The sequence below is a fragment of the Ornithinimicrobium pratense genome (genome assembly GCF_008843165.1).
In the GTDB taxonomy this organism is placed as follows: domain Bacteria; phylum Actinomycetota; class Actinomycetes; order Actinomycetales; family Dermatophilaceae; genus Ornithinicoccus; species Ornithinicoccus pratensis.
Genome location: NZ_CP044427.1, coordinates 861,096 through 886,394 on the forward strand (window position 1 = coordinate 861,096; position 25,299 = coordinate 886,394).

General features: G+C 72.4%; 27 protein-coding genes and 1 pseudogene. 16 read left to right on the plus strand and 12 right to left on the minus strand.

Features of this window, described 5'->3' with window-relative positions; genetic code table 11:
• Positions 1 to 10: 10 nt before the first annotated feature.
• The 3 genes from FY030_RS03910 to FY030_RS03920 are packed head-to-tail and all read right to left on the minus strand — an operon-like array spanning position 11 to position 1,742.
• On the minus strand, positions 11 to 322 hold the full coding sequence (locus FY030_RS03910) for an AzlD domain-containing protein (RefSeq protein ID WP_158060369.1): 312 nt from the start codon (positions 320 to 322) through the stop codon (positions 11 to 13).
• Entirely contained in the window at positions 319 to 1,062 is a 744-nt protein-coding gene (locus tag FY030_RS03915) for an AzlC family ABC transporter permease (protein WP_158060370.1), read from the minus strand. The genes FY030_RS03910 and FY030_RS03915 overlap by 4 nt, the downstream gene beginning before the upstream one ends.
• Positions 1,059 to 1,742, minus strand: coding sequence for a GNAT family N-acetyltransferase (locus tag FY030_RS03920; protein WP_238348538.1), 684 nt, complete (start codon positions 1,740 to 1,742; stop codon positions 1,059 to 1,061). Before FY030_RS03920 ends, FY030_RS03915 begins: the two co-directional genes overlap by 4 nt.
• Before the next feature lie 93 nt (positions 1,743 to 1,835).
• Here FY030_RS03920 and paaA point away from each other — a divergent pair, with 93 nt between their 5' ends.
• The 5 genes from paaA (at position 1,836) to paaE (ending at position 5,695) form a co-directional block, all read left to right on the plus strand.
• Positions 1,836 to 2,870: a 1,2-phenylacetyl-CoA epoxidase subunit PaaA gene (gene paaA / locus FY030_RS03925; RefSeq protein ID WP_158060371.1), complete on the plus strand. Its 1,035-nt coding sequence runs from the start codon at positions 1,836 to 1,838 to the stop codon at positions 2,868 to 2,870.
• Complete coding sequence (paaB, locus tag FY030_RS03930; protein WP_158060372.1) at positions 2,867 to 3,151, plus strand: 1,2-phenylacetyl-CoA epoxidase subunit PaaB; 285 nt, start codon at positions 2,867 to 2,869, stop codon at positions 3,149 to 3,151. The genes paaA and paaB overlap by 4 nt, the downstream gene beginning before the upstream one ends.
• Complete coding sequence (gene paaC / locus FY030_RS03935) at positions 3,148 to 3,975, plus strand: 1,2-phenylacetyl-CoA epoxidase subunit PaaC (protein WP_158060373.1); 828 nt, start codon at positions 3,148 to 3,150, stop codon at positions 3,973 to 3,975. Before paaB ends, paaC begins: the two co-directional genes overlap by 4 nt.
• 14 nt (positions 3,976 to 3,989) lie before the next feature.
• Positions 3,990 to 4,508, plus strand: a complete 519-nt coding sequence (gene paaD / locus FY030_RS03940) for a 1,2-phenylacetyl-CoA epoxidase subunit PaaD (RefSeq protein ID WP_158060374.1) — start codon at positions 3,990 to 3,992, stop codon at positions 4,506 to 4,508.
• 62 nt (positions 4,509 to 4,570) lie between these two features.
• Positions 4,571 to 5,695 carry a 1,2-phenylacetyl-CoA epoxidase subunit PaaE gene (gene paaE / locus FY030_RS03945; RefSeq protein WP_158060375.1) on the plus strand — a complete coding sequence of 375 codons (1,125 nt, stop codon included), beginning with the start codon at positions 4,571 to 4,573 and terminating at the stop codon, positions 5,693 to 5,695.
• A 54-nt stretch (positions 5,696 to 5,749) separates the two neighbouring features.
• On the opposite strand, the gene FY030_RS03950 is transcribed toward paaE, so the two are convergent.
• From FY030_RS03950 to FY030_RS03960, 3 genes and pseudogenes are all read right to left on the minus strand, one after another.
• Positions 5,750 to 7,063, minus strand: coding sequence for an NAD(P)/FAD-dependent oxidoreductase (locus FY030_RS03950; RefSeq protein ID WP_272950536.1), 1,314 nt, complete (start codon positions 7,061 to 7,063; stop codon positions 5,750 to 5,752).
• A gap of 142 nt (positions 7,064 to 7,205) precedes the next feature.
• Positions 7,206 to 7,838 carry a Maf family protein gene (locus FY030_RS03955; protein WP_158060377.1) on the minus strand — a complete coding sequence of 211 codons (633 nt, stop codon included), beginning with the start codon at positions 7,836 to 7,838 and terminating at the stop codon, positions 7,206 to 7,208.
• 29 nt (positions 7,839 to 7,867) lie between these two features.
• Positions 7,868 to 9,552, minus strand: a pseudogene (locus FY030_RS03960) (DUF885 domain-containing protein).
• A 106-nt stretch (positions 9,553 to 9,658) separates the two neighbouring features.
• Here FY030_RS03960 and FY030_RS03965 point away from each other — a divergent pair.
• A complete protein-coding gene (locus tag FY030_RS03965) occupies positions 9,659 to 10,315 on the plus strand; it encodes an MOSC domain-containing protein (protein WP_158060378.1) in 657 nt (218 codons plus the stop codon).
• A 77-nt stretch (positions 10,316 to 10,392) separates the two neighbouring features.
• Here FY030_RS03965 and FY030_RS03970 read toward each other — a convergent pair whose 3' ends face one another.
• Positions 10,393 to 10,632: an acyl-CoA carboxylase subunit epsilon gene (locus tag FY030_RS03970; RefSeq protein ID WP_238348540.1), complete on the minus strand. Its 240-nt coding sequence runs from the start codon at positions 10,630 to 10,632 to the stop codon at positions 10,393 to 10,395.
• The gene (locus FY030_RS03975; RefSeq protein WP_158060379.1) at positions 10,629 to 12,266 is read right to left on the minus strand and encodes an acyl-CoA carboxylase subunit beta; all 1,638 of its coding nucleotides are present in this window, start codon (positions 12,264 to 12,266) and stop codon (positions 10,629 to 10,631) included. Before FY030_RS03975 ends, FY030_RS03970 begins: the two co-directional genes overlap by 4 nt.
• A 24-nt stretch (positions 12,267 to 12,290) precedes the next feature.
• On the opposite strand from FY030_RS03975, the gene FY030_RS03980 reads away from it, so the two are divergent.
• The 4 genes from FY030_RS03980 (at position 12,291) to FY030_RS03995 (ending at position 15,713) form a co-directional block, all read left to right on the plus strand.
• A complete protein-coding gene (locus FY030_RS03980; RefSeq protein ID WP_158060380.1) occupies positions 12,291 to 13,076 on the plus strand; it encodes a biotin--[acetyl-CoA-carboxylase] ligase in 786 nt (261 codons plus the stop codon).
• A gap of 22 nt (positions 13,077 to 13,098) precedes the next feature.
• Positions 13,099 to 13,893 (plus strand): enoyl-CoA hydratase-related protein, encoded by a 795-nt coding sequence (locus FY030_RS03985; protein ID WP_158060381.1) that lies wholly within the window; start codon positions 13,099 to 13,101, stop codon positions 13,891 to 13,893.
• Between the two features lie 61 nt (positions 13,894 to 13,954).
• Positions 13,955 to 14,644, plus strand: a complete 690-nt coding sequence (locus tag FY030_RS03990; protein ID WP_202879801.1) for a response regulator transcription factor — start codon at positions 13,955 to 13,957, stop codon at positions 14,642 to 14,644.
• 4 nt (positions 14,645 to 14,648) lie between these two features.
• A complete protein-coding gene (locus FY030_RS03995; RefSeq protein ID WP_158060383.1) occupies positions 14,649 to 15,713 on the plus strand; it encodes a sensor histidine kinase in 1,065 nt (354 codons plus the stop codon).
• Between the two features lie 36 nt (positions 15,714 to 15,749).
• On the opposite strand, the gene FY030_RS04000 is transcribed toward FY030_RS03995, so the two are convergent.
• Positions 15,750 to 16,286, minus strand: a complete 537-nt coding sequence (locus FY030_RS04000; protein ID WP_158060384.1) for a GtrA family protein — start codon at positions 16,284 to 16,286, stop codon at positions 15,750 to 15,752.
• Positions 16,287 to 16,539: 253 nt separating this feature from the next.
• On the opposite strand from FY030_RS04000, the gene FY030_RS04005 reads away from it, so the two are divergent.
• From FY030_RS04005 to FY030_RS04025, 5 genes are all read left to right on the plus strand, one after another.
• Positions 16,540 to 17,796, plus strand: coding sequence for a 5-(carboxyamino)imidazole ribonucleotide synthase (locus FY030_RS04005; RefSeq protein ID WP_238348630.1), 1,257 nt, complete (start codon positions 16,540 to 16,542; stop codon positions 17,794 to 17,796).
• Positions 17,789 to 18,319 carry a 5-(carboxyamino)imidazole ribonucleotide mutase gene (gene purE / locus FY030_RS04010; protein WP_158060385.1) on the plus strand — a complete coding sequence of 177 codons (531 nt, stop codon included), beginning with the start codon at positions 17,789 to 17,791 and terminating at the stop codon, positions 18,317 to 18,319. The genes FY030_RS04005 and purE overlap by 8 nt, the downstream gene beginning before the upstream one ends.
• 67 nt (positions 18,320 to 18,386) lie before the next feature.
• The gene (locus FY030_RS04015; protein WP_158060386.1) at positions 18,387 to 19,406 is read left to right on the plus strand and encodes an LLM class F420-dependent oxidoreductase; all 1,020 of its coding nucleotides are present in this window, start codon (positions 18,387 to 18,389) and stop codon (positions 19,404 to 19,406) included.
• A 37-nt stretch (positions 19,407 to 19,443) separates the two neighbouring features.
• A complete protein-coding gene (locus FY030_RS04020) occupies positions 19,444 to 19,857 on the plus strand; it encodes an SdpI family protein (RefSeq protein WP_158060387.1) in 414 nt (137 codons plus the stop codon).
• 116 nt (positions 19,858 to 19,973) lie between these two features.
• The gene (locus FY030_RS04025) at positions 19,974 to 21,134 is read left to right on the plus strand and encodes an acyl-CoA dehydrogenase family protein (protein WP_158060388.1); all 1,161 of its coding nucleotides are present in this window, start codon (positions 19,974 to 19,976) and stop codon (positions 21,132 to 21,134) included.
• Between the two features lie 31 nt (positions 21,135 to 21,165).
• On the opposite strand, the gene FY030_RS04030 is transcribed toward FY030_RS04025, so the two are convergent.
• Genes FY030_RS04030 through FY030_RS04040 form a run of 3 tightly spaced genes read right to left on the minus strand, consistent with a single transcriptional unit; the run spans position 21,166 to position 24,220 of the window.
• The gene (locus tag FY030_RS04030) at positions 21,166 to 22,812 is read right to left on the minus strand and encodes a serine/threonine-protein kinase (RefSeq protein WP_192498711.1); all 1,647 of its coding nucleotides are present in this window, start codon (positions 22,810 to 22,812) and stop codon (positions 21,166 to 21,168) included.
• On the minus strand, positions 22,809 to 23,753 hold the full coding sequence (locus FY030_RS04035; RefSeq protein ID WP_238348541.1) for an LCP family protein: 945 nt from the start codon (positions 23,751 to 23,753) through the stop codon (positions 22,809 to 22,811). The genes FY030_RS04030 and FY030_RS04035 overlap by 4 nt, the downstream gene beginning before the upstream one ends.
• Positions 23,684 to 24,220 carry a hypothetical protein gene (locus tag FY030_RS04040; protein WP_158060390.1) on the minus strand — a complete coding sequence of 179 codons (537 nt, stop codon included), beginning with the start codon at positions 24,218 to 24,220 and terminating at the stop codon, positions 23,684 to 23,686. The genes FY030_RS04035 and FY030_RS04040 overlap by 70 nt, the downstream gene beginning before the upstream one ends.
• A 94-nt stretch (positions 24,221 to 24,314) precedes the next feature.
• Here FY030_RS04040 and FY030_RS04045 point away from each other — a divergent pair, with 94 nt between their 5' ends.
• Positions 24,315 to 25,298 (plus strand): glycosyltransferase family 2 protein, encoded by a 984-nt coding sequence (locus FY030_RS04045; protein WP_272950537.1) that lies wholly within the window; start codon positions 24,315 to 24,317, stop codon positions 25,296 to 25,298.
• Position 25,299 lies beyond the last annotated feature (1 nt).

The following is a 25,299-nucleotide window of genomic DNA, read 5'->3' on the forward strand; positions in this document are numbered from 1 at the left end:
CCGTCACGGCCTATCCTCCCCAGAGCCGCAGCAGTGCGGCGGTGGCGGCGGCCGCGGCGACGACCACGAGGAACGGGGCGCGCAGCACGAGCAGCACCAGGGCGACCCCGACCCCGGCGGCACGGGCGTCGAGGGCGGGCAGCCGGGCGCCGTCCAAGAAGCCCTGGGTGATGACCAGCGCGCTGAGCAGGGCGACCGTGAGCAGTGGCACGACCCGGTCCACCCACGGGATCTGCAGGACCCGCTCGGGCACGAGGTAGCCAGCCAGCTTGACCAACCAGGCCAGCAGGCAGGCGGCGACGACGGCGATCCACAGGGTCACCGGCGCTCCTCCGGCCGCGTCACCTCATGAGCGCGGATCGGCTCGGCCTCCCGCGCGACGGGGGTCAGGGGCAGATCGGTGCGACCGCGTTGGGGCAGACCGAGGGCCAGGGCCGCCGTGGCGCCGATGAGGACCTCCACCCCGGTCGGCACGAACGGCGCCGACACCAGGGTGAGCACCATGGCGAGGGCCGCGGTGCCGATCGGTCCGCGCCCCCTCAGCCGTGGCCAGACCAGGGCCACGAACGCGGCGGCGGCAGCGGCGTCCAGCCCCCAGGAGCGGGGGTCGCCCATGGCCTCACCGGCCAGGGCCCCCAGCAGGGTCATGGTGTTCCACACCACGAAGAGCACCGCGCCGGTGGTGTAGAACCCGATCCGGGTCGAGCGCTGGTCCGGCTGGGCAACCGCCACGGCGGTGGACTCGTCGATCGTCAGATGGGCGGTGAGCGGGCGCAGGGCGGGGGAGGGTGCCAACCGGCGGGAGAGCTCCAGGCCGTAGAAGCCGTTGCGCAGCCCCAGCAGGGTCGAGGTGGCGATCGCCGCCAGCGGATTGCCGCCCGCGCCGATCACGCCGTAGAAGGCGAACTGGGAGCCGCCGGAGAAAAGCAGTAGCGAGGTGAGCACCGTTTGCCCGACGGTCAGTCCGGCAGCTATCCCCAGAGCCCCCGCGCTCACCCCGTATAGGCCGACCAGGCCGACCGCCACCCCCTGCCGGGCGGCCGGCGTGCGCCACCACGTCATACCTCGGTCACCAGGCGCACCTCCCGCGTGGTGCGGCCGTCCTCACCGACGACCCGGTCGCGCCAGGCGCCGTCCGGGGTGAAACCCGCGGCCTGCAGGAAGGTCAGGGGCCCCTCGGCGTCGGCGCGTACCCAGGTCGCCACCGCCGCCAGCTCGTCGTTGCCGGCCCGCAGGGTGTCCACCGCCGCGTTGAGCAAGCGGGAGCCGTGACCGGCTCCCCGGCCGTCGGGGTGGACACCGCCGTCGTAGACCATGCCGGTGCGCTCCGCGTCCAACCCCGGCTCATCCTCGGCGGGCCCCAGCGCGACGTAGCCCACCACCTGGGGCCCGGCGCAGGCGACGAGCAGCCGATGGCGGGTCGAGGGGGGGCGTTCCAGGGAGCGGCGCCAGCCGGCGGCGAACCGGGGTCCGGTGAGCTCCTCGAGCAGCTCCGGGGCGAGCACAGCGGCCAGCTCGGCCTGGTAGACCGTGGCCTGCACCAGCCCCACCGCCGGGGCGTCGCTAGGTCGGGCGGTGCGCACGCTGGCGTCCGCCAGCGGGCCGGGGGCCGCCGCAGCCGGCTCGTCCCCGTGCGGGTGCTGGTGCCCGATCTGGTGCTGGTGGGGGTGGTGGCCGCCGGGCCGTTCGGGGTCCTGCTGGGCACCGTGCTCAGGTCCGGGCTCGGGATGGTGGTCGCTCACCCCTCCAGTCTCCCACCCGTGTGATGTAACAGATTCGCCGTCGTTCGACGTCGAAACTGTCACAAAACCGGGGTTCTCTGGCACAATAGGGGTATGTACGGCAACGACTTCGGGCCCCGCAACGACGCAGATGCGCCCCTGAACGCCGCGGAGACCCCCGAGTACCAGCAGGCGCTGGAGGACTACTTCAACGGCCTGATCGACGAGGACTCGCGGATCGAGCCGCGCGACGCGATGCCCGCTGGCTATCGCAAGACGCTGATCCGGCAGATTGCCCAGCACGCGCACTCCGAGATCATCGGCATGCAGCCGGAGGGTAACTGGATCTCCCGGGCCCCCAGCCTGCGCCGCAAGGCCATCCTGATGGCCAAGGTGCAGGACGAGGCGGGGCACGGGCTCTACCTCTACTCCGCCGCCGAGACCCTCGGGGTGGACCGCGCCGAGCTGCTCGACAAGCTGCACACCGGCCGGCAGAAGTACTCCTCGATCTTCAACTACCCCACTCTGACGTGGGCCGACGTGGGTGCCATCGGCTGGCTGGTCGACGGCGCCGCGATCATGAACCAGGTCCCGCTGTGCCGGTGCTCTTACGGCCCCTACGCCCGGGCGATGATCCGCGTGTGCAAGGAGGAGTCCTTCCACCAGCGCCAGGGCTTCGAGATCCTGTGGACCCTCTCCCGGGGCACCGAGGCCCAGCGCGCCATGCTGCAGGACGCCGCCGACCGCTGGTGGTGGCCGGCCCTGATGATGTTCGGGCCGCCCGACTCCGGGGAGGATGACCACGGCAGGCCACAAGGTGGTGGACATACTCGGCAGAGCATGGCCTGGGGCATCAAGCGCTTCTCCAACGACGACCTGCGGCAGAAGTTCATCGACATGACTGTCCCTCAGGCGGTCAAGCTGGACATCACCCTGCCCGACCCCGACCTGCGCTGGAACGAGGAGCGCGGGCACTGGGACTTCGGCGAGATCGACTGGGAGGAGTTCTGGCGCGTGCTGGGCGGCGACGGGCCGTGCAATGCGCAGCGCATCGACACCCGGGTCGCCGCCCACGAGGAGGGCGCCTGGGTACGGGAGGCGGCCCTGGCCTACGCCCGCAAGCAGAGCGCGCAGGACGAGGTCGCATGAGCACCACCTGGCCGCTGTGGGAGGTCTTCGTCCGGAGCCGGCGCGGGCTCAACCACGTGCACGCGGGGTCGCTGCACGCCCCGGACGCCCAGATGGCGCTGCGCAACGCGCGCGACCTCTACACCCGCCGCCAGGAGGGGGTGTCCATCTGGGTCGTGGCCTCAGCCGACATCACTGCCTCCAGCCCCGAGGAGAAGGACAGCTTCTTTGACCCCGCGGCGGACAAGGTCTACCGGCACCCCACCTTCTACGACGTGCCCGAGGACGTGGAGTACCTATGAACGAGGTCACGACCCGGCCGCCGATCGCCGGTGAACGCGCCGATGTCGGGGGGGTGCGCGGCGCCTCCCCCGCCCAGCTGCACACGGCTTACCTGCTCTCCCTGGGCGACGACGCGCTGATCTACGCCCAGCGTCTCGGGGAGTGGCTCACCCATGCCCCGCAGATCGAGGAGGACATGGCCCTGGGCAACGTCGGTCTGGACCTGCTCGGGCAGGCCCGGACGCTGCTGACCCGGGCCGGTGAGGTCGAGGGCGAGGGCCGTGATGAGGACGCGCTGGCGATGCTGCGCGACGAGCGCAGCTTTCGCAACGTGCAGCTGGTGGAGCAGCCCCGTGGTGATTTCGCCTACGAGATGGCACGGATGCTGTGGTTCGCCTCCTACCAGTGCGAGCTCTACTCCAGGCTGGTGGACTCGGCCGACGAGGTGCTGGCCGGGATCGCCGAGAAGGCGGTCAAGGAGGTTGACTACCACCGCGACCACGCGGCCCAGTGGGTGCTGCGCCTGGGTGACGGCACCGAGCTGAGCCACGGGCGCATGCAGGTCGCGCTGGAGGCGGTGCACCCCTACGTAGGCGAGCTCGGCGAGGACTACCCCGCGGCCGTCTGGGCCAGCGAGCAGGGCATCGGCGTCTTGCCCTCGGAGCTGACCGAGGCGGTCAACTCGGTCGTCGCGCAGGTGGTCTCCCAGGCGACCCTGGCCATGCCCGAGCCCCCGCGCTGGCACGCCCGAGGCGGCCGGGAGGGGGTGCACTCCGAGGCGATGGGCTACCTGCTCGCGGAGATGCAGCACATCGCCCGCAGCCACCCCGGCGCCACCTGGTGAGGGTGGAGGTGGGTATGGACGTGGAGCAGGCACCGCGCGTCGCCGTCACCGACCGGCTGGCGCAGGTCCAGGCGGCGTTGAAGGCGGTGCCGGACCCCGAGATTCCCGTCATCACCATCCATCAGCTCGGGGTCATCCGCGAGATCGAGCGGGACGGAGAGGGCCTGCGCGTCACCATCACCCCCACCTACTCCGGATGCCCGGCCATGCGGGTGATGGAGGAGGACATCCGCCGCGTCTGCGCCCAGGCCGGCGTCCCGGTCGAGATCGTCACCCGCCTCTCGCCCGCCTGGACCACCGACTGGATGAGCGAGGAGGGCCGGGAGGCCCTGCGCCGCTTCGGCATCGCCCCACCCACCGGTCAGAAGGCACACGGGCCGGTGCCGGTTGGGCTCTCCGTCCGGCAGGTCACCTGCCCGCTCTGCGGCTCGGAGCACACCGAGGAGATCTCCCGCTTCGGGTCCACGGCCTGCAAGGCCCTGCGGCGCTGTCTGTCTTGCCGCGAGCCGTTCGATGAGTTCAAGACGATCTAGACGCATGGGGCACCGCCCCGCAGCCCCCGCAGCTGGGGGCCCGCCCCAGACCCCAAGGAGCGATGTTGAGCCTGTTGCAGCAGCCCACCCGCCGCCGCGCCACCTTCCACGACCTGACCGTCACCCGGGTGGACCGGCTGACCGACGACGCGGTCGCGATCAGCTTCGCGGTCCCCGAGGAGCTGCGCCGCGACTTCGACTTCGAGCCGGGCCAGCACCTGACCCTGCGGGCGACCATCGAGGGGCAGGACGTGCGCCGCTCCTACTCCTGCTGCATCTCCCGCGCCGAGGCCCGACGCCTCGGCGAGGTCCGGGTAGCCTCGATGCGCGTCCCGACCGGCGTCATGTCGACCTGGCTGAGCACCGAGGTCCAGCCCGGAGACACCCTGCAGGTGATGACCCCCATGGGCAGCTTCGTCTGCCGGACTGACCCCACGGCGCGGCGCCACCACGTCGGCGTGGCCGCAGGCTCGGGCATTACCCCTGTGCTCTCGCTGCTCACGACGGCGCTGGAGGAGGAGCCGCAGTCGCGGGCCACGCTGATCTTCGGCAACCGGCGCACCGACTCCATCATGTTCCTGGAGGAGCTGATGGACCTGAAGAACCGGTTCCCGGGCCGGTTCACCCTGCTCAACGTGCTCTCCCGCGAGGTGCAGGGCCTGGAGCTGTTCACCGGTCGCATCGACCGGGCGAAGTTCGAGGAGTTCCTGGCCACCTTCGTGCCCGAGGACGAGGTTGACGAGTGGTACCTGTGCGGGCCGCACGACATGGTCGAGACGGTGCGGACCGTGCTGGCCGAGCGGGACGTGGACCCTGAGCACGTCCACCACGAGATCTTCCACGTCGACGCCGCCGGGGGCCCGGTGACCCAGGTCGCGCCGGTCGAGGTCGACCCCACGGCCCCGCCGGAGGCCGTCGTCACCGTCACGCTGGACGGGCGCACCACGACCGTGCCGATGCCCGCCAGAGCGGAATCGATCCTGGACGCCACGCTGCGCGAGCGCCCGGACGCCCCCTTCTCCTGCACCGGCGGCGTGTGCGGCACGTGCCGGGCCAAGGTGGTGACCGGCGAGGTCCGCATGGACCGCAACTACGCCTTGGAGCCGGACGAGGTGGAACGCGGCTACCGGCTCATGTGCCAGTCGCACCCGGTCAGCGACCTGGTGACCATCGACTACGACGCCTGACTCGCCCCGCGGGGCCTGAGCTGCCCCGGCCGGGGGTCGGGCGGCGCCGGGCCCTCAGAGCGCGGCCGAGCCCGTCCGGCGCCGCGCGGCACGCAGCCGGGACGGGGCCCACTGCAGGCGGCGCAGCGGGTCGAAAGGGGTCAGCTCGGCAGGCACCCGCCCGGTCGTGATCTGCTCGGCCAGCAGGCGGCCCGTGACGGGGCCGAGCGTGATGCCCCACATGCCGTGGCCACCGGCGACGAAGACCCGCTCGGACTCGGTACGCCCGATCAGGGGCAGGCCGTCGGCGGTGACCGGGCGGGACCCAACCCACTCGTCCTGCCGACGGTCCAGGTCGGCGCCCTTGAGCAGCGGCCTGGCGGCCTCGACGATGGCGCGGATCCGGCGGGGGTCCAGTGCGGCGTCGGCCTTGCGGAACTCCATCATGCCGGCGACGCGAAGCCGGTCGCTGAGTGGTGTGAGGGCCACCCGGACGGCCGGGAAGTACATCGGCCCCCGCGGCAGGCGCTCGGTCTCGACGCTGAAGGAGTACCCCCGCCCAGCCTGAACGACGTGCCGGACGCCGTAAGGGCGGACCAGGTCACCCAGCCAGGCGCCCGTCGCCACGACGACGGCGTCGTAGCTGCCCGAGCCGGGCCCGCTGGTGCGCACCTGCACGCCTGCGCGGCCGAGGTCGTCGATGCCCACGACCTGCGCGTCGGAGAGAATCTCTGTCCCCTGCGCGCGCACCGCCTCGGCGAGAGACTCGACATACTCCACCGGGCGCAGGTAGCGCTGGCCGTGGATGATGATCGCGGCCTGGACCGTCTCGGAGAGAGCCGGCTCCCGACGTCGCGCCTCGGCGCCGCCGACGAGCTCGTGCTCGACCCTCCCGCCCGCGCGCTCGATCTGCTCGAACTCCTCCAGCAGCACCTGGACGTCACCGGCACGCTCGTAGGCAGCGATGAACGGGTCGGCCTCGAAGACCTCGGCGCTGACGCCGTGCGCCCCGAGATGGTCAAAGGCGTCCAGGGACTGGGCATTGACGGGCAGCAGGGCTTGCATCGCCGTCCTCCAGCGCCCGTTCGTGCTATGGCGCATGAAGCCGGCGACGAACCGGGCCAGGTTCGGGTCCAGGGTGGGCGGGACGTACACCGGGGAGTTGGCCGAGATGACCGCACGCACGCCGTAGCGCAGCACAGCCGGCTCGGGCAGCGGCGTGGCGATCGCAGGCGTCAGCCACCCGGCGTTGCCCCAGGAGGCTCCGGCGCCGACGCCCGAGCGGTCCAGGACCGTGACCTCCACACCCTGCTCACGCAAGAACCAAGCGGTCGACAGTCCGACCATTCCCGCACCCACCACGGCGACCTTGCGCACGTCTCCAGCCACTGCCGACCTCCTCATCGAGCCTTGCCTAGCCCATGGTCACACCTCCGCGCGTCCGGCCCGCAACCGGGGTGGGCGTCACGGCGACCGGCCGGGAGGGCCACGTCCGGAGCTCGGGCGCGCCGGCCGTCACCCCGCCCCTCGGTCAGTCGCGCAGGTCGTGCCAGTCGATGGCTAACTGCCCAAGCAGCTCGCGCAGCAGGGGCAGGCTCAGCCCGACCACACCGTGGTGGTCGCCCTCGATGCCGGTGACGTAGGGCCCGCCCAGCCCGTCGACGGTGAACGCACCCGCCACCTGCATCGGCTCACCGGTCGCGACATAGGCCGCGATCTCGGCGTCGGAGAGGTCGGCGAAGTGCACCACCGTGCTGGAGCAGGCCCCGAACGTCGCGCTGCTGCCCCCGTCCTCCTCGTCGCGGTTGTCGACCAGCCAGTGCCCGGTGTGCAGTATCCCCGAGCGGCCACGCATCACCTGCCACCGCTCGATCGCCACCTGCGAGGTCCCGGGTTTGCCGTACACCTGCCCGTCCAGCTCCAGCACGGAGTCGCAGCCCAGGACCAACGCCGCGGGGTCGTGCCGCGTGACCACGTCCTCGCACTTGGCCCGGGCCAGGGTGAGGGCCACGTCGGTCGGGTCCAGCGGGCCGTACCGCTGCTGGTGGAAGGCGAGGACGGCGTCTTCGTCCACGCCTGAGACCAGCACCTCCGGCTCGACACCGGCGCTGCGCAGGGTGGTCAGGCGGGCAGGGGAGGCGGAGGCGAGAACCAGAGGGAGCATGGGTTTCTCCTGATGTCAGGGTAGGGGCTTCAGAGCTCGCCGAGCACCGCGGCCCGCAGCGTGTCGAGCCCGACCCCGCCGATGTCCAGCGCCCGGCGGTGGAAGGCTCTCAGGTCGAAGTCGTCCCCCTCCCGTTCGCGCACCTGGTCGCGCAGTTGCAACCACAGCCGCTCGCCGATCTTGTAGCTGGGGGCCTGCCCGGGCCAGCCCAGGTAGCGGTCCAGCTCGAAGCGGACGAATCCTTCGTCCATGTTCACGTGGTTCTGCAGGAACAGCCAGGCCTTGTCGTAGGTCCACTCGCCACCGCCGACCTCCGCGGGGGCCTCGAAGCCGCAGTGCACGCCGATGTCGAGCACCACCCGCGCGGCCCGCAGTGACTGCCCGTCGAGCAGCCCCATCCGGTCACCAGGGTCGTCCATGTAACCCAGGTCGGCCATCAGCCACTCGCTGTACAGCGCCCAGCCCTCGCCGTGCCCGGAGGTCCACGACGCCAGCCGACGCCAGCGGTTGAGCAGTTCGGAGCGGTAGACGGTCTGCCCGATCTGCAGGTGGTGGCCGGGCACGCCCTCGTGGTAGACGGTGGTCAGCTCGCGCCAGGTGGAGAACCGGGTAACCCCCTTGGGCACCGACCACCACATCCGCCCGGGCCGCGAGAAGTCCTCCGACGGGCCGGTGTAGTAGATGCCGCCGGTCTGGCTTGGCGCGATCATGCACTCGATCGTGCGCACCGGCTCGGGCACGTCGAAGTGGGTCCCGGCCAGGCTGGCCACGGCCTCGTCCGCCTTGACCTGCATCCATTCGCGCAGCGCCTCGGTCCCCTCGAGTTGGTATCGGGGGTCCTCGTCCAGGATCGTCACCGCCTCCTTGACGGTGGCGCCGGGGCGGACCTGCTGGGCGGTCTGCTCCATCATCGCGGTGATCCGGGCCAGCTCTTCCTGGCCCCACGCGTAGGTCTCCTCCAGGTCGATCTCGGCCCCGAGGAAGCCCCGCGAGCGCAGGGCGTAGATCTCCCGGCCGCACGCGTCGGACTCCGGGGCCCGGGCGGCCAGCTCGGTCTCGAGATAGGCCGCCAGTGTGCCGAAGGCGGCCTTGGCGCCTCGGACCGCGGTGGTCAGGTGGGTGCGCAGCTGCTCGGACTGGCCTTCGGCCTCGGCCAGCAGGGCGTCGAAGGTGCTCGCCTCGTCCCCGGCCTGGTCGCGGCACTGCTCGGCGACGCGGTCGACCTGGCGGCGGGGGGCCACCTGCCCGTGCCCAGCGGAGTAGCGCAGCGCGGAGACGTACTGCTCCACCGCGACCGGCATCGCCTCGAGCCGGGCGACGATGTTCGCCCACTGCTCGGGGTGTCCTTACCCATGAGGTCGAAGACGTCGCGCAGCTCTTGGGGGGCCGAGGCGATGACGTTGAGCTCGACCGGGGCCCGGCCGGCCAGGACCAGATCCAGCTCTTGCACCCCCAGGCCCAGGCGCTCGCGCAGGGCGGCGACCGTCACCCGGTCCACGTCGTCCTCGGGCAGCAGGCCGCCGAGCTGCTCCAGTGTCCGCGCGGCCAGGTCGCGCCGAGCCTGCAGGCCCTCGATCGACAGGTCGTCGATGGCGTGGTCCTGCCCGGGCACCCCCAGGTAGGTCGCCTCCAGGGGGCTCAGCGCCACGGCGGCGTCCAGGGCAGCCTCGGCGAGGCGGTCGATCTCGGTCTGCGGGCGGCTCTGCGTGGTCACGAAAAGCAACCTACCGCTATGACCCAGCACGCGCCCCGGCCGCCTCGCGGGACCGGTGGCCGTCCCCTGCCCTCGGCGCGGCCGGGATGCGGCATACCCTCTGGTCATGACCGGACGGATCCGCTCGACGAACCTGGCCCACCCCAAGCCCGACCCCGGCACGCCGCGCACGACCGGCATCGACAAGCGCCCCGTGCCGGCGGTCGAGCTGTTCACCCCCGGCCCGAGGTATGGCGACGGGCCGGGCGTCGCGGGTGACCTCATCGGCGACGCCCAGCACCACGGCGGCGCGCAGAAGGCGGTCTACGCCTTCAGCCGGGAGGAGCTGGACTGGTGGGAGGCTGAGCTCGGGCGTGGGCTCTCGGACGGCATGTTCGGGGAGAACCTCACCACGGAAGGGCTGGACCTGGAGGCGCTGCTCGTCAACCAGCGACTGCGGGTGGGCGAGGAGGTCATGCTGGAGGTGTCGATCCCGCGCACCCCCTGTGCCACCTTCCAGCGGCACCTGGGGGAGCGGGCGTGGGTGCGCCGCTTCACCGAGCGCGGCCGGTGCGGCGCCTACCTGCGCGTGGTGGTGCCGGGGCAGGTCCGGCCCGGCGACCCGATCGAGGTGCTGGAGCCGCCGCAGCACGACATCGACATGAGCACGGCCTTCGCCTCGGCGATGGGGGACGACGAGGCCGGGCGCAGGGTCCTGGCGGCGCAGTGCCTGCCCCCGATGTACCACGAGCGGCTGGTGCATCGGTTCGCCCCCGCCCGCTGAGGGACCGCGCCGACCTCCCGGCCGACTGAGGGACCGCGCCGACCTCCCGGCCGGCCTGGGGCACCGGGGCCGGCCCGTCAGCGGGGCAGCGCCGAGGCGCGCCACCCGCCGGGGCCGACCGCGGGCCGCGGCCGGGCGTAGCGGGCGCGGTTGGTCCACAGCGTCCGCCGGGGCGGCGCGGGCTCGGGGGCCTCGCCGGCGGCCAAGAGCGCCACCGTGATGGCGGCGAGCTGGGCGGGGGTGGGGTTGCCACGCACGACGCGGATCACCGGGGTGTGAACTGTGTCCGGCTCCTGGGGCAGGGACGTGTCGTTCACAGGGGGATGTTTCCGTGCTTGCGGGGGGCGCGGGTGGTGCGCTTGGAGCGAAGGTGGCGCAGGGCGCGGGCGACCTCGACGCGGGTGGCGCAGGGCTCGATGACGGCGTCGATGTAACCGCGCTCGGCGGCGACGTAGGGGTTGGCCAGGGTGTCCTCGTACTCGCGGATGCGACGGGCGCGTTCGGCTTCCAGGGCCTCGGAGCCACCGTCCTGGGCGGCGGCCTGCAGCTGCTTGCGGTAGAGGATGTTGACCGCGCCCTGGGCGCCCATGACCGCGATCTGGGCGGTGGGCCAGGCAAGGTTGATGTCGGCGCCCAGGTGCTTGGAGCCCATGACGTCGTAGGCGCCGCCGTAGGCCTTGCGGGTGATGACGGTGATCAGGGGCACGGTGGCTTCGGCGTAGGCGTAGAGCAGCTTGGCGCCGCGGCGGATGATGCCGCCGAACTCCTGGTCGGTGCCGGGCAGGAAGCCTGGGACGTCGACGAAGGTCAGGATGGGGATGTTGAAGGCGTCGCAGGTGCGCACGAAGCGGGCGGCCTTCTCCGAGGCGTCGATGTCCAGGGTGCCGGCCAGCTGCAGCGGTTGGTTGGCCACGACCCCGACCGAGCGGCCCTCGACGCGGCCGAAACCGATGGCGATGTTGGGCGCGAACAGGGGCTGGACCTCCAGGAACTCCCCGTCATCGAGCACGGCCTCGATGGCGGTGCGGATGTCATAGGGGACGTTGGGGGAGTCGGGGATAAGGGTGTTCAGCGCCTCGTCCTGGGGCCCGACCTCCTCGTCGATGTCGGTGTCGTAGGCCGGGGGGTCCTCCAGGTTGTTCTGCGGCAGGTAGCTCAGCAGCTCCTTGACGTAGTCGATCGCGTCGTCCTCGTCGGCGCCCATGTAGTGCGCCACACCGCTGACGGTGTTGTGGGTGCGGGCCCCGCCCAGGTCCTCGAAGGTGACGTCCTCGCCGGTGACGGTCTTGATCACGTCGGGGCCGGTGATGAACATGTGGGAGGTCTGGTCGACCATGACGACGAAGTCGGTGATCGCCGGGGAGTAGACCGCGCCGCCGGCGGCCGGGCCCATGACCAGGGAGATCTGGGGGATGACGCCGGAGGCGTGGACGTTGCGCTTGAAGATCTCGGCGTACAGACCCAGAGCGACCACGCCCTCCTGGATCCGGGCGCCGCCGGAGTCGTTGATGCCCACAACCGGGCAGCCGATCTTCATCGCCAGGTCCATGACCTTGACGATCTTCTCCCCGAAGACCTCGCCCAGGGAGCCGCCGAAGACGGTGAAGTCCTGGGCGAAGACGCAGACCGGGCGCCCGTCCACGGTGCCGTAGCCGGTGATGACCCCGTCGCCGTAGGGCCGCTTCTGCTCCTGCCCAAAAGCGGTGGAGCGGTGCCGCGCCAGGGCGTCCAGCTCGGTGAAGCTGCCCTCGTCGAGCAGGTCCTCGATCCGTTCCCGGGCCGTCTTCTTGCCCTTGGCGTGCTGCTTCTCCACCGCACTGGCCGAGCCGGCGTGCACGGCCGCCTCCACCCGAGCGCGATAGTCCTGCAGACGCCCTGCCGTGGTGCGCAGGTCGGGGCCCTCCCCAGAGCTCTGCTCGCCCTGCGAGTCCGCGTTGACGGTGTCGGTCATGGGCATCAACTTAGCCTTGAGCCCATGAGCACGTCGAAGCGGGCGCCCGCGCCCTCGTGGGCCTGGGAGCCGCCCGAGACCCACCCGACGATCGGGTCGACCAACATCGAGGCGCTGCGGGACCCCCGCCCCGGCCGCGTGGTGGTGGCCGACCACCAGTCGGCGGGCCAGGGACGCCGTGGGCGCAGCTGGTCCTCGCCCCCTGGGACGGGTATGGCGATCTCTGCCGTCGTCCCCCCGCTGCCCGCCGCGGTGATGGGCTGGGTGCCCCTGGTCGCGGGCCTGGCAGTCCGATCCGCACTGCGCGCCAGTCGCTGGCGCGTGGACGCGACGCTGAAGTGGCCCAACGACGTGCTCGTCCAGGACGGCACCCGGCCCGGGAAGCTCGCCGGGATCCTGGCCCAGGTCGCCGACGGAGGGGCCGTCGTGGTCGGCACTGGGCTCAACGTCGACCACGACGCCGACCAGCTACCCGTCCCGGGGGCCACCTCCTGGCGCCTGTGCCGGGGCGGCGCCCCGCTGCCGGACGGCGCGCGTGAGGCTTTCCTGCAGGACTACCTGCGCCACCTCGCCGAGCTGCACGACGAGCTCGCGGCGGGCCGACCCGAGGGCGTGCGCGAGGCCTACCGGCAGGCGTGCGGCACGCTGCGCCGGCCCGTGGTGGTGCACGGCGCCAAGGGCGTGGCGACGACGGGCACGGCGCTCGACGTGGCCGCCGACGGAGCCCTGGTGCTGCAGGGCCCGGGCGGGCGGTCCGAGCACCACGCGGGGGACGTGGAGCACCTGCGCCCGGGGCCGCACCCCGGCTGACCTGCGAGTAGCCTTGCCAGCCATGGACGCACCGAGCATGCTGCACCTGACCCGACACGGTGAGGGTGGCCATGTGGTCGAGCTGACCCTGGACCGCCCCGAGGCGATGAACGCCATCTCCACGGCCTTCGCCGAGGAGATCACCGCCGCCACGGCCCGGCTGGCCGCGGACGACGTCGTGCGGGCGGTGGTGGTGACCAGCGCGCACGAGCGGGCCTTCTGCGTCGGTGCCGACCTCAAAGAGCGCAACGGCTTCACCGACGCCCAGATGATGGAGCACCGGCTCATCACCCGGCGGGCCTACCGCGGGGTGCTCGACCTTCCGGTGCCGGCGCTGTCGGCGGTGGAGGGTTACGCCCTCGGTGGCGGCATGGAGATCGCGCTGTCCTGCGACCTGATCGTGGCGGGGGAGGGGGCGACGCTCGCGCTCCCCGAGGTCGGCGTGGGGGTCGTCCCCGGCGGGGGTGGCACCCAGTTGCTGACCCGCCGGGTCGGCTGGTCCCGGACCGCCTCGGTGATCTTTACCGCCCGCCGGATGACCGCGGCGCAGGCACATGAGCTGGGGGCCGTCGACGAGCTGGTGGCCCCGGGGACGGCGCGTCAGCGGGCCCTGGAGGTCGCCGCCCAGATCGCGGCCAACAGCCCGGTCGCCGTCCGCAACGCCAAGCAGGCGATGCGCCTGGGCATGGGCACCGACCTGGCCGCGGGCTTGGAGATCGAGGACGGGGCCTGGCGGGCCACGGCCTTCAGCGGCGACCGGCGCGAGGGCGTGGCCGCCTTCGCCGAGAAGCGGACTCCGAAGTGGCCGGGCCGATGAGCACCACCACATACTGGCCCGTGACGGCGACGAGAGGCAGGGTGCGATGAAAGCGGATCAGGTGACCAAGGTCCTGCTGGCCGAGGACGACCCCACGATCTCGGAGCCGCTGGAGCGCGCCCTGCGCCGCGAGGGGTATGAGGTGACCGTCGCCGCCGACGGACGCGCCGCGCTGAGCGAGGCCTCCGGGGAGGGTGCCTACGACCTGCTCGTGCTCGACCTGGGGCTGCCCCTGCTCGACGGTGTCGAGGTGTGCCGGACCCTGCGCGAGCGGGGCAGCACGCTGCCGGTCCTCATGCTCACCGCGCGCACCGAGGAGGTGGACACGGTCGTCGGCCTGGACGCCGGCGCCGACGACTACGTCACCAAGCCGTTCCGCCTGGGCGAGCTGCTGGCCCGCGTGCGGGCCCTGCTGCGGCGGGGCCCGGGGGCGCCGCCGGAGCACATCGGGGCCGCGCTGCGGATGGACATCGGTGCCCGTCGGGTCTTCCTGCACGACCGCGAGGTGCGGTTGACGACCAAGGAGTTCGAGCTGCTCCGCGTGCTGATGCGCGAGGAGGGGCGGGTGGTCTCCCGCGAGGTGCTGATGCGCGAGGTGTGGGACACCTGGTTCGGCTCGACCAAGACGCTCGACATGCACGTCTCGGTGCTGCGCCGCAAGATCGGCGACCACGCCCAGCACCCGCGCCACATCGTCACCGTGCGCGGGGTGGGTTTCCGCTTCCAGAACGACCCCGACGAGCCGGCCTGAGCTCGTGCGCACGATCCTGCGCGAACACACGGTGCGGGTGACCCTGACGGTCGGCGGGGTCGTCGCGGGGGCAGGCACGGTCGTGGTGTGGGCGCTGCGCGAGGTGCAGGTCGCCCGGATGGAGGCCGGAGCGACCGAGGCGATGCCGTTGTGGGTGGCGCTGCCGATCTTCCTGCTGGTCTGCGGCGGCGCGCTCGCGGTGGCCACCTCGATGGTCCGTCCGATCGCCGACCGCACCTCGGAGCGGATCGCGGCGCCGCTGCGGCTGCTCGCACACCGCACCGACGAGATGGCCTCCGGCGGCTTTGCCCTGGACCCCAAGGCCCGTCCGGGGCGGTTCGTGGAGCCCGAGCCGTTGAAGTCCGGCATCCCCGAGGTGGACGCGGTCGCCCGGGAGATCGACCGGCACCACTCGATCTTCGCCAAGGCCCTCGTTTTCGAGCGGTCCTTCGCCGCCGACGCCTCCCACCAGCTGCGCACACCGCTGGCCGCGCTCCTGCTGCGGCTGGAGGAGATTGCCCAGTGCGACGACCCGGCCGCCCGGGAGGAGGCCGAGATCGCCATCCGGCAGGTGGAGCGGCTGACGGGGGTGGTCGACGAGCTGCTGCGCCGCACCCGTCCGGGGCACGCCAGCGGGGGGGCGCTGAGCGCGGTCGACATGGTCCTGTCCAGCCTGACCCAGGAGTGGACGCCCGCCTTCGAGGAGGTCCGACGAGAGATCTCGCTGACCTGCGAGCGGGGGATCATCGTTGAGGCCAGCTCCTCGGCGATCAGCCAGATCCTTAACACCCTGGTGGAGAACGCCCTGATTCACGGCGCCGGCCGGGTGCGCGTCCACGTGGGCCGGTCAGGGCCGTCTGCGGTGTTCACCGTGGCCGACCAGGGCCCGGGGGTGCCGCGGGAGCTGGCCCGGGTGATCTTCGACCGGGGTCTCACCTCGGGCGAGGGGACCGGCCTGGGCCTGTCGGTCGCGCGCGCCACCGCGGAGGCTGTCGGCGGTCGGCTGGAGCTGACCACGGTCCGCCCGCCGGTCTTCACCTGCTACCTGCCGCTGGCGATGACTCGCTGAGCCTGCACCCGCCCGTTGGCGATGACCGGGGGGCACCTACTTGCCGGTGGTGATGACCCCTTCAGTGTCCCCGGCCCCATCCCCGTCCCGACCCGCCTCCAGGTGCCCGCGGAACACGAACCGCTTGTAGGTCCAGAACCGGAACAGCGTCCCCAGGGCCAGACCGATGCCGTTGCCGGAAACGTTGTCAGCAAGCTGGCTGTCGAGGCCCAGCACGTAGCGGGAGAACCCAAGACAGGCCAGCGCGATGCCCAGCCCGATGGCGTTGAAGAGCACGAACAGCGCGAACTCCGCCGTCTTGGCGGTGCGCCGCCGGCGTCGGAAGGTCCACCACCGGTTGCCCGACCAGGCGACGACCGTGGCCACCGTGGTCGAGGCCGCCTTGGCCAGCAGTGGTGCGTCGGCCAGCGGCCCTGGCCCGGTTGTCGGCATGCCGAAGACCAGCAGGTTGTACAGCCCCACGTCGACGACGAAAGCCACCGCCCCGACCGTGCCGAACTTGGCGACCTCGGCCACCAGGGTGCTCCAGGCGGCCCTCAGGCGGGCGAGCAGGCGCAGGTGGGCAGAGGTCACGGGCACAGGAGTCTAGGCGGCACCGCTGGGTGGCGCCGTCCGCTCATGGTCGTCCGCTCCTGGTTGTCCGCTCATGGGGGCGGGACGCGTCCCGGCCGCTGGGTAGGGTTGCCGGGTGAGCGCCGAGCAGACCTCCTCGCCCCCGGTCCCGTCCCCCGCAGCCACGCCCGGCACGGTGCCCGAACCCGTGTCCGACGCCGTGTCTGACGCCGTGTCCGACCCCGTGCCCGACCCCGTGTCCGACCCCGTGTCGATCCCCGGGCCGAGCACCGCGTCCGCCAGGCCCACCCCGGTCCGGGCCGACGGCGGCTTCCCGGTCGTCGGCATCATCGGCGGGGGCCAGCTGGCGCGCATGTGCCAGCCACCGGCCGTCGCCCTGTCGCTCACTCTGTCCGTGCTGGCCGAGTCACCGACCGCCAGCGCCGCGCTGGTGGTGCCGCACAGCCCCGTCGGGGAGCACACCGACCTGGCGGCGGTGCGGGAGTTCGCCCGCCACTGCGACGTCGTCACCTTCGACCACGAGCACGTCCCCGCCGACGTCCTGGCCGCGCTGGAGGCGGACGGCATACCCCTGCACCCCTCGCCGGCCGCCCTCGTCCATGCCCAGGACAAGCTGGCGATGCGCCGCCGACTGACCGAGCTCGGGCTGCCGTGCCCCCGCTGGGCGCAGGCCCGGACCGCGCAGGAGGTGGAGGAGTTCGCCGCGCAGGTGGGCTGGCCGATCGTGGTCAAGGCGCCCCGTGGCGGGTACGACGGCAAGGGAGTGCAGGTATGCCGCAGCCTGGCCGAGGTGGAGCCGTGGCTGTCCGGCGTGGGGGAGGCGGGCCTCGTCGACGGCCTGCTGCTGGAGGAGGCCGTCGACTTCACCCGCGAGCTGGCGGTCATGGTCGCCCGCAGCCCGTCGGGGCAGGCGGCCGCCTGGCCGGTGGCGCAGACCGTGCAGACCGACGGGGTCTGCACCGAGGTGTTGGTGCCCGCGCCCGACCTGGACGAGGACCTCGCCGTCGCAGCCGTCGAGGGAGCGCTGCGGATCGCGGGGGAGCTCGGGGTGACCGGGGTGATGGCGATGGAGCTGTTCGAGGTGGCCGGACCCAGCGGCGCCGGGACGGCGGACGGGTCCGCAGGCAGCGCATACCTCGTCAACGAGCTGGCCATGCGCCCGCACAACAGCGGTCACTGGACCATCGACGGATCGGTGACCAGCCAGTTCGAGCAGCACCTGCGCGCAGTGCTCGACCTGCCGCTGGGCGACCCCTCGACCCGGGCCCCGTGGACGGTGATGGGCAACGTCCTGGGCGGGGAGCACCCCGACCTGTACCCGACCTACCGGCACCTGATGGCCCGGGACCCCGGGCTGAAGATCCACCTCTACGGCAAGGGCGTGCGCCCCGGTCGCAAGCTGGGCCACGTCACCGTCTTCGGCGGCGACGGGAGCGCGGGGTCGCTCGCCGAGCTGCGCGAACGGGCCCGGCACGCCGCCGACTACCTGCAAGGAGTCATCGATGAGTGAGCCCGCCGCGGCGAGCACCGCGCCCCTGGTCGGCCTGGTGATGGGCAGCGACAGCGACTGGCCGGTGATGGAGGCCGCGGCCGAGGTGCTGGAGCAGTTCGACGTCCCCTACGAGGCGGACGTCGTCTCCGCCCACCGGATGCCGACCGAGATGGTCGCCTACGGGCAGCAGGCGGCCGACAGGGGGCTGCGGGTGATCATCGCCGGCGCCGGCGGTGCGGCCCACCTGCCCGGGATGCTCGCCTCGGTCACCGTGCTGCCAGTGATCGGCGTGCCGGTGCCGCTGAAGCACCTGGACGGCATGGACAGCCTGCTGTCGATCGTGCAGATGCCGGCCGGGATCCCGGTCGCGACCGTCTCGGTGGCCGGGGCCCGCAACGCCGGCCTGCTGGCCGTGCGCATGCTGGCCGCGGGCAAGGGCGATCAGGCCGCAGCGTGGCGCAATCAGCTGGCCCGGTTCGCCGACGACCTGCGTGACCAGGCCCATGCCAAGGGCGAGCGGCTGCGTCAGCGGCGCGGCTGACGGTCGGCGGGGTGGGGCCCGCGGCCATCGGCCGCAGCCCGCGCGGGGACAACGTAGGTTGGGGCTCATGCGCTTCGGAATGTTTGTGCCCCAGGGCTGGCGGACGGACCTCGTCGGCATCGCACCCGAGCGGCAGTGGGGGGTGATGCTCGACCTCGCCCAGCGGCTGGACGCCGAGGAGGCGTGGGAGTCGCTGTGGGTCTACGACCACTTCCACACCACGCCGGAGCCGACGCAGGAGGCGACCCACGAGGCGTGGACGCTGATGGCAGCGTTCGCGGCCACCACCGGCCGGGTGCGGCTGGGGCAGATGTGCACCTGCATGAGCTACCGCGAGCCCACCTACCTGGCCAAGGTCGCCGCCACCGTCGATGCGATCTGCGGCGGACGGGTGGAGATGGGCATCGGCGGGGGTTGGTACGAGCACGAGTGGCGCGCCTACGGCTACGGCTTCCCCAGCGCCGGTGAGCGCCTGGCCCGGTTGCGCGAGGGGGTGGAGATCTTCCGCCAGATGTGGACCACCGGCTCGGCCACCCTGGACGGCGAGCACTACCAGGTCGACGGGGCACTCTGCTGGCCCCGGCCCCTGCAGGGCACCACGTTTGCCGGCAGCGAGCGCAACGGCATACCCCTGTGGGTCGCCGGCGGGGGTGAGCGCAAGACGCTGCGGATCGCCGCGGAGTATGCCGACTACACCAACTTCGACGGCACCGCGGAGGGATTCGCGCGCAAGTCAGGGATCCTCCAGGAGCACTGCGCCGACGTCGGCACCGATTTCGAGGCCATTACCCGCTCCGCCAACTACAACGTGGTGATCGGCCGCGACGAGGCTGAGGTCACCGACCGGCTTCGGGGGATCAAGGACCGGATGGTCCGCGGCGGCATCGCCGAGGACACCGCGGCCCGGTCCGTGGAGAACCTGCGCACCCAGCCCGCCGTCGGCACCCCCGAACAGATCACCGAGATGCTGGGGGGCCTGCAGGAGCAGGGGATGACCTACGCCATCACCTACTTCGCGGAGGCCGCCTACGACACCTCGGGGATCGAGCTCTTCGAGGACGAGGTCATCCCCGCGCTGCGCGGGTGACGGCGGGCGTGAGCGGCCGCGACCGGGAGCCCGCGGCGTGAGCGAGGCCAACCTCCTGATGGGTCTGCTCGGCGGGATCTCCCTCGGCATGACCGGCGCGCTGATCTGGGGGGTGACGCGGATGGCGGCCGACGGGGGCCTGCAGCGCAACCAAGCCGCTGGCATCCGCACCGCCGCCACCAAGGCCTCGCCGGAGGCATGGCGAGCCGGCCACCGGGCGGCCCTGCCCTGGGCACGCCGACTGGGGATCTTCGGCCTGGTAGGGGGTGCCGTCCTCGTCGCCTGCGGCTTCCTTGAGGTCGCCGACCCGGAGGCACTGCACCCGTTGACGGTCGGGGCCTTCGTGGTCGGCTACGGCGGGGTGCTGCTGGGCTCGATCGCCCTGGTCCAGGCAGCGAGCAAGGGCGCCAAGCGGGCCTCACTCCAGCCTGACCGCAGCTGGGCAAGGTAGCCGGTTGATGACCGCGGATATTTCCTCGTCTGACAGGTGGTTTCCTTGCCCAGGCTGAGGGTAGGACGCTTGACGTCGGCGTCAGCGGGCGGTGGCGCGCAGGTAGGCTGAGCTGCATGAGCGACTTCGACCTGTTCCGGATCAACGAGGACCACGAGGTGCTGCGCGAGGCGATCCGGGAGATCGCTGAGGAGCAGATCGCGCCGCACGCCGCGGACGTGGACGAGCAGGCGAGATTCCCGCACGAGGCGCTCAAGGCCCTGGTGGCCACCGACATGCACGCCCCGCACATCGGCGAGGAGTACGACGGCGTGGGCGCCGACGCTCTGGCCACCTGCATCGTCATCGAGGAGGTGGCGCGGGTCTGCGCCAGCAGCTCCCTCATCCCGGCGGTGAACAAGCTGGGGACGATGCCGCTCATCTTGGCCGCCAGCGAGGAGGTCAAGTCGAAGTACCTGCCCCCGGTGGCGCGCGGTGAGGCGATGTTCTCCTACGGGTTGTCCGAGGCCGGGGCGGGCTCGGACACCGCAGGGATGACGTGCAAGGCGCTGGAGCAGGCAGACGGGTCGTTCGTCCTCAACGGGCAGAAGTCCTGGATCACCAACGCCGGCGAGTCGGAGTACTACACGGTGATGGCCGTGACCGATCCCGACGGCCCGCGCGGGCGCAATGTGACCGCATTCGTGGTGGAGAAGGATGACGAGGGGTTCACCTTCGGCGGCCTGGAGAAGAAGCTGGGCATCAAGGGCAGCCCCACCCGGGAGCTGCACTTCGACAACTGCCGGATCCCCGGGGACCGGATGGTCGGCGGCCTCGGCGAGGGGCTGAAGATCGCGCTGCGGACCCTGGACCACACCCGGGTCACGATCGGGGCGCAGGCGGTCGGGATCGCCCAGGGCGCGCTGGACGCGGCGCTGGCCTACGTCAAGGAGCGTCAGCAGTTCGGCAAGGCGATCGCCGAGTTCCAGGGAGTGCAGTTCATGCTCGCCGACATGGGGATGAAGCTGGAGGCGGCCCGACAGATGGTTTACGTCGCCGCCGCGAAGTCCGAGCGCGGCGATGCCGACCTACCCTTCTTCGGGGCCGCGGCCAAGTGCTACGCCTCCGACGCGGCGATGGAGATCACCACCGACGCCGTCCAGCTCTTCGGCGGCTACGGCTACACCAAGGACTTCCCGGTCGAGCGGATGATGCGCGACGCCAAGATCACCCAGATCTACGAGGGCACCAACCAGGTCCAGCGGATCGTCATGGCGCGCCAGCTGCTCAAGGGCTGAGCCGGCACCGCTGATCGCAGGCAGGCAGCCCCTAGTCGTCGCCGCTGTCGGAGACCTCTGGTGCGTAGCGGGAGACGATCAGGGGCGCCCCGTCCACCCGATCCACCTGCAGGGTCTCGTCCTGGACGATGACCCGCTCGCCGTAGGAGTAGGTCACCAGCGCAGTGACGGTGGCGGTTCCGTCGAGGTTCTCGACCGACTCCATGCCGGACACGTCCAGCGAGGTGAGGTTCAGGGTGAGGCCCTCGTCGATGAAGGCCTCGTCCGTGGTGAGTTCACGGGCGGCGTCCAGTCCCTGGCTGAGCAACCGGTCGTAGAACTCCTCGGCAAGCTCGCGGGCCTCACCGGAGCCGACCGTCCCCGTCTGCGAGGCGGTCGTCTGAGCCCCGTCGCCGGACCGCACGTCCTCGGTGATGGTCCACACCAGCCAACCCAGGGCTGCCAGCAGGGGCACCGCGAGCAGCCAGCCCAGCCACATCGCCGTGCGGCGCGGGCGCCGCTGCCCGGCCGGACGGTGGTAAGCCCCAGCCCTGGCGCCAGCCCCAGCCCCACCTGATCGGGCCGGATCAGCCGACCGGGGCCGCTCACCGGGCCGGCCCGGCTCAGGCGCGTCGCGTCGTGGCCGGGCGTGGGGGATCGCGCGGGTCGAGTCCACCGGCGGGACGGCCTGGGTGGGGTCGTGGGGGACGTGGCGGGAGGCGTGGGGGGCCTGGGAGGCTTGTTCGGGAACACCCTGGGCAGGCCGGGGATGGCGGGCTGCCGCTGCCGCTGCGGCCGAGCCGGCGCCGGCGCCGGGCCAGCTCGTCGGTCCGCTCCCCCCGCGCGCGACCGCCTCGAGCTCGCGGGCGGCCCGCGCGGCGTCCCAGCGGGTGTCCGGGTCGGGGTCGAGCATCCCGGCGAGGACGGTAGTCAGCGCTCCGGCGCGCTCAGGAGGACGCGGCTGGTCCCGGGCGATCACGTGCAGCTGGGCGACCGCGTTGTCACGGTCCGGGAAGGGTTTGCGGCCTTCCAGGGCGGAGTAGAGAGTGGCGCCGAGCGCCCAGACGTCGGCGGCCGGGCTGGAGTCCTCTCCGCGGGCCAGCTCGGGGGAGAAGTAGGCGGCCGTGCCGGAGACGAAACCGGTCCGGGTCAGCTGGTGGTCCTCCTCGGCCCGGGCGATGCCGAAGTCGGTCAGCTTGGCGTCCCGGCCACGCTCGTCCCGGAGCAGGACGTTGCCGGGCTTGACGTCGCGGTGCAGGATCCCGGCACCGTGGGCCGCGGCCAAGGCCGTCGCCAGCTGGGCCCCGATGGTGGCGACCTGGTCCACGGGCAGCCGTCGACCACCCTCCAGCAGCTCGGCCAACGACGGGCCCGGGATGTACTCCATGACGATCCACGGGAACCCGTCGTGCTCGAAGGCGTCGTAGACCCGCACCACGTTCTCGTGGGCCAGGGTGGCGCTGGTGCGGGCCTCGCGGAAACCCCGGGTCAGCAACACCTCGGCGTCGGCCTCACCACTGACCCGCTTGAGCGTCACCTCCCGGCCGAGCTTCTCGTCGTGGGCCAGCCAGACGTGGCCCCCGCCGCCCCTGCCCAGCGTCCGGCGGATCCGGTAGCGACCCGCGACCAGGCTCGGCTCCTCACCCACCGGGGTCTCCGAGGTGGTGGTGAGGTCGTCTGGGTCGCGCTGCTCGCTCACGGGTCCACGGTCACCTGGTCGCCGTTGCGCAGCGCGGTGAACAGGGCCGAGGCGCCCTGCTCGTCCCACAGCACCGTGCTGCCTACGTTGGTCCGGTGGTCGGCGTCGGCCACCGGCACCGTCGTCGAGGTGCCTGAGCCGGCGGAGACGGCGCGCATCGCCAGCACCATGCGCCCCGCCTCGAACATGGAGGTGTCCTCCCCGAAGCTCATTGAGTCGCCGGTCGCGGTGCCGACCTGGTGCAGCCGCACGGGGTTGAGCAGGGTCGCCGGGCTGGCCATCCGCTGCACCAACGCGGCGAGGAACTCCCGCTGCCGCTCGACCCGGCCCAAGTCCCCGCGCGGGTCGCTGTAGCGCATGCGCACGTAGCCCAGCGCCTCGGCACCACTCAGCTCTTGGCAGCCGGCAGGCAGGTCGATGTGTGCTCGGGTGTCCTGGATGGGGGCGTCCAGGCACATCTCGACACCGCCGACATGTTCCACGACGTTGACGAAGCCACCGAAACCGATCTCCAGGTAGCCGTCGATCCTGAGCCCGGTCGACTGCTCGACGGTGTCCACCAGCAGCTCGGGGCCGCCGAAGCTGTGCGCCGAGTTCAGCTTCTGCCAGCCGTGGCCGCGCACCTCCACGTAGCTGTCCCGGGGCAGGCTGACCAGCGTCGGATCCCCGAAACCCGGGACGTGCAGCAGCATCACCGTGTCTGCCCGATGCCCCTCGAAGTTGCCGGTTGCGAACTGGCTGCGCTGGTCATCGGACAGCTCCTCGCGGGAGTCGGTGCCGACCAGCAGGTAGTTGGCGCCGGCCGAGGCGGCCGGTCGGTCACTCGCGTCCGGTGCGGCGTCCACCCGGTTGATATTGCCCCAGATCATCGTCACCACCACCACCATCGTGACCAGGTAGGCGACCAGCAGCAGGGCCAGCAGGGCGATGACGCGCCGCAACCGGTACCGGGGACGGCGGCGTCGCGGCGGGGGGCCCCGGCCGGAGCGGCGCCGGGGCGCGGCGGACGGCCTCGGTCGTCCCGGTGCTCGGCGTAGTCGTCATAGCTGTCGTCGTCGTAGGCCTCGCGGCGGCGGGCGCCGCGGTCGTCGTAGCCCTCGCCGCGGTGGGCGCCCCCGTCGTGGTGGTCGACGTCACCCCGGTCCCGGCGGCCGGCGCGGCCGTCATACCGGTCGTCGCGGGAGTCGCGGCCCCCCGGTCGGGGCTCGCGGGGGATCCGCTGGGTCTGGTCGTAGCGGTCCTGGTCACCCCTGCCCGCGCGCGGCTGCCGGGGGATCAGTTGGGTCTCGTCCTGGGGGTCAGACCGGCCGTCCTGCCCGCGACGGACGCGCGGGACATGCCGGTCCCGTCCACCGCGCGGGGTGCGCGGCACGGGGCGGGTCCACTCGTCGTCCGGTCGGTTCGCCACGGGGAGACAGCCTAGGCCAGTCACCTTGCCGACTCCTGAAAGCGGCCACCGCCCGCGTGCCTCCGCTCCCCCGCCGGACGATAACCTCGCCGTCGTGACCCAGGCACCCGGCAGCACCGCATACCCGCCCGTCTCGGTGATCATGCCCATCCTCAACGAGGAGGCCCACCTGGCCGAGGCGGTCGGCTCGGTGCTCGCCCAGGACTATCCCGGGGGTATGGAGGTCGTGGTCGCGGTCGGGCCGAGCCGGGACGGCACCCGGGAGGTGGCGGAAGGGCTGGCCGCGGCCGACCCTCGCGTGGTGGTCGTCGACAACCCGACGGGCCGCACCCCCGACGGTCTCAACGCGGCCCTGGCCAGGACCAGCCACGAGGTCGTGGTGCGGATGGACGGCCACGGGGTGCTCAGCGACGGCTACGTGCGCCGGGCCGTGGAGGTGCTGGAGGAGACCGGGGCGGCCAACGTCGGGGGGCTGATGCTGGCCGAGGGGAAGAACGACATGCAGCAGGCGGTGGCGGTCGCGATGCGCTCGCCGCTGGGCATGGGCGGCGCCCGGTTCCATATCGGGGGCCGCCCGGGTCCGGCCGAGACCGTCTACCTGGGCGTCTTCCGGCGCTCCTGGCTCAGGCAGGTGGGCGGCTACGACCCGGCCTACGCCCGGGCTCAGGACTGGGAGATGAACCACCGGATCCGCAAGGCCGGGGGCGTGGTGTGGTTCACCCCCGAGCTCACGGTGACCTACCGGCCGCGCGGCACGCTGCGCGAGCTGGCCCGGCAGTTCTACCGCACCGGTCGCTGGCGGCGGCAGGTGATGCGCCAGCACAGAGACACGGTCAGCGCCCGCTACCTGGCACCTCCGGTCGCGGTGGCGGTCCTGGCCGCAGGGGTCGTAGGCGGGCTCGCCTGGCGTCCCCTCTGGCTGCTGCCGGCCGGGTATGCCGCGACGATCACCGTGGGCGGGGCCTGGATCGCCCGTGGCCAGCCGCCGGGTGTGCTGCTGCGGGTGCCGCCGGTGCTGGCGACCATGCACCTGACGTGGGGCGCCGGCTTCCTCCGCGGTCCCGAGCCGCCGCCGTGAC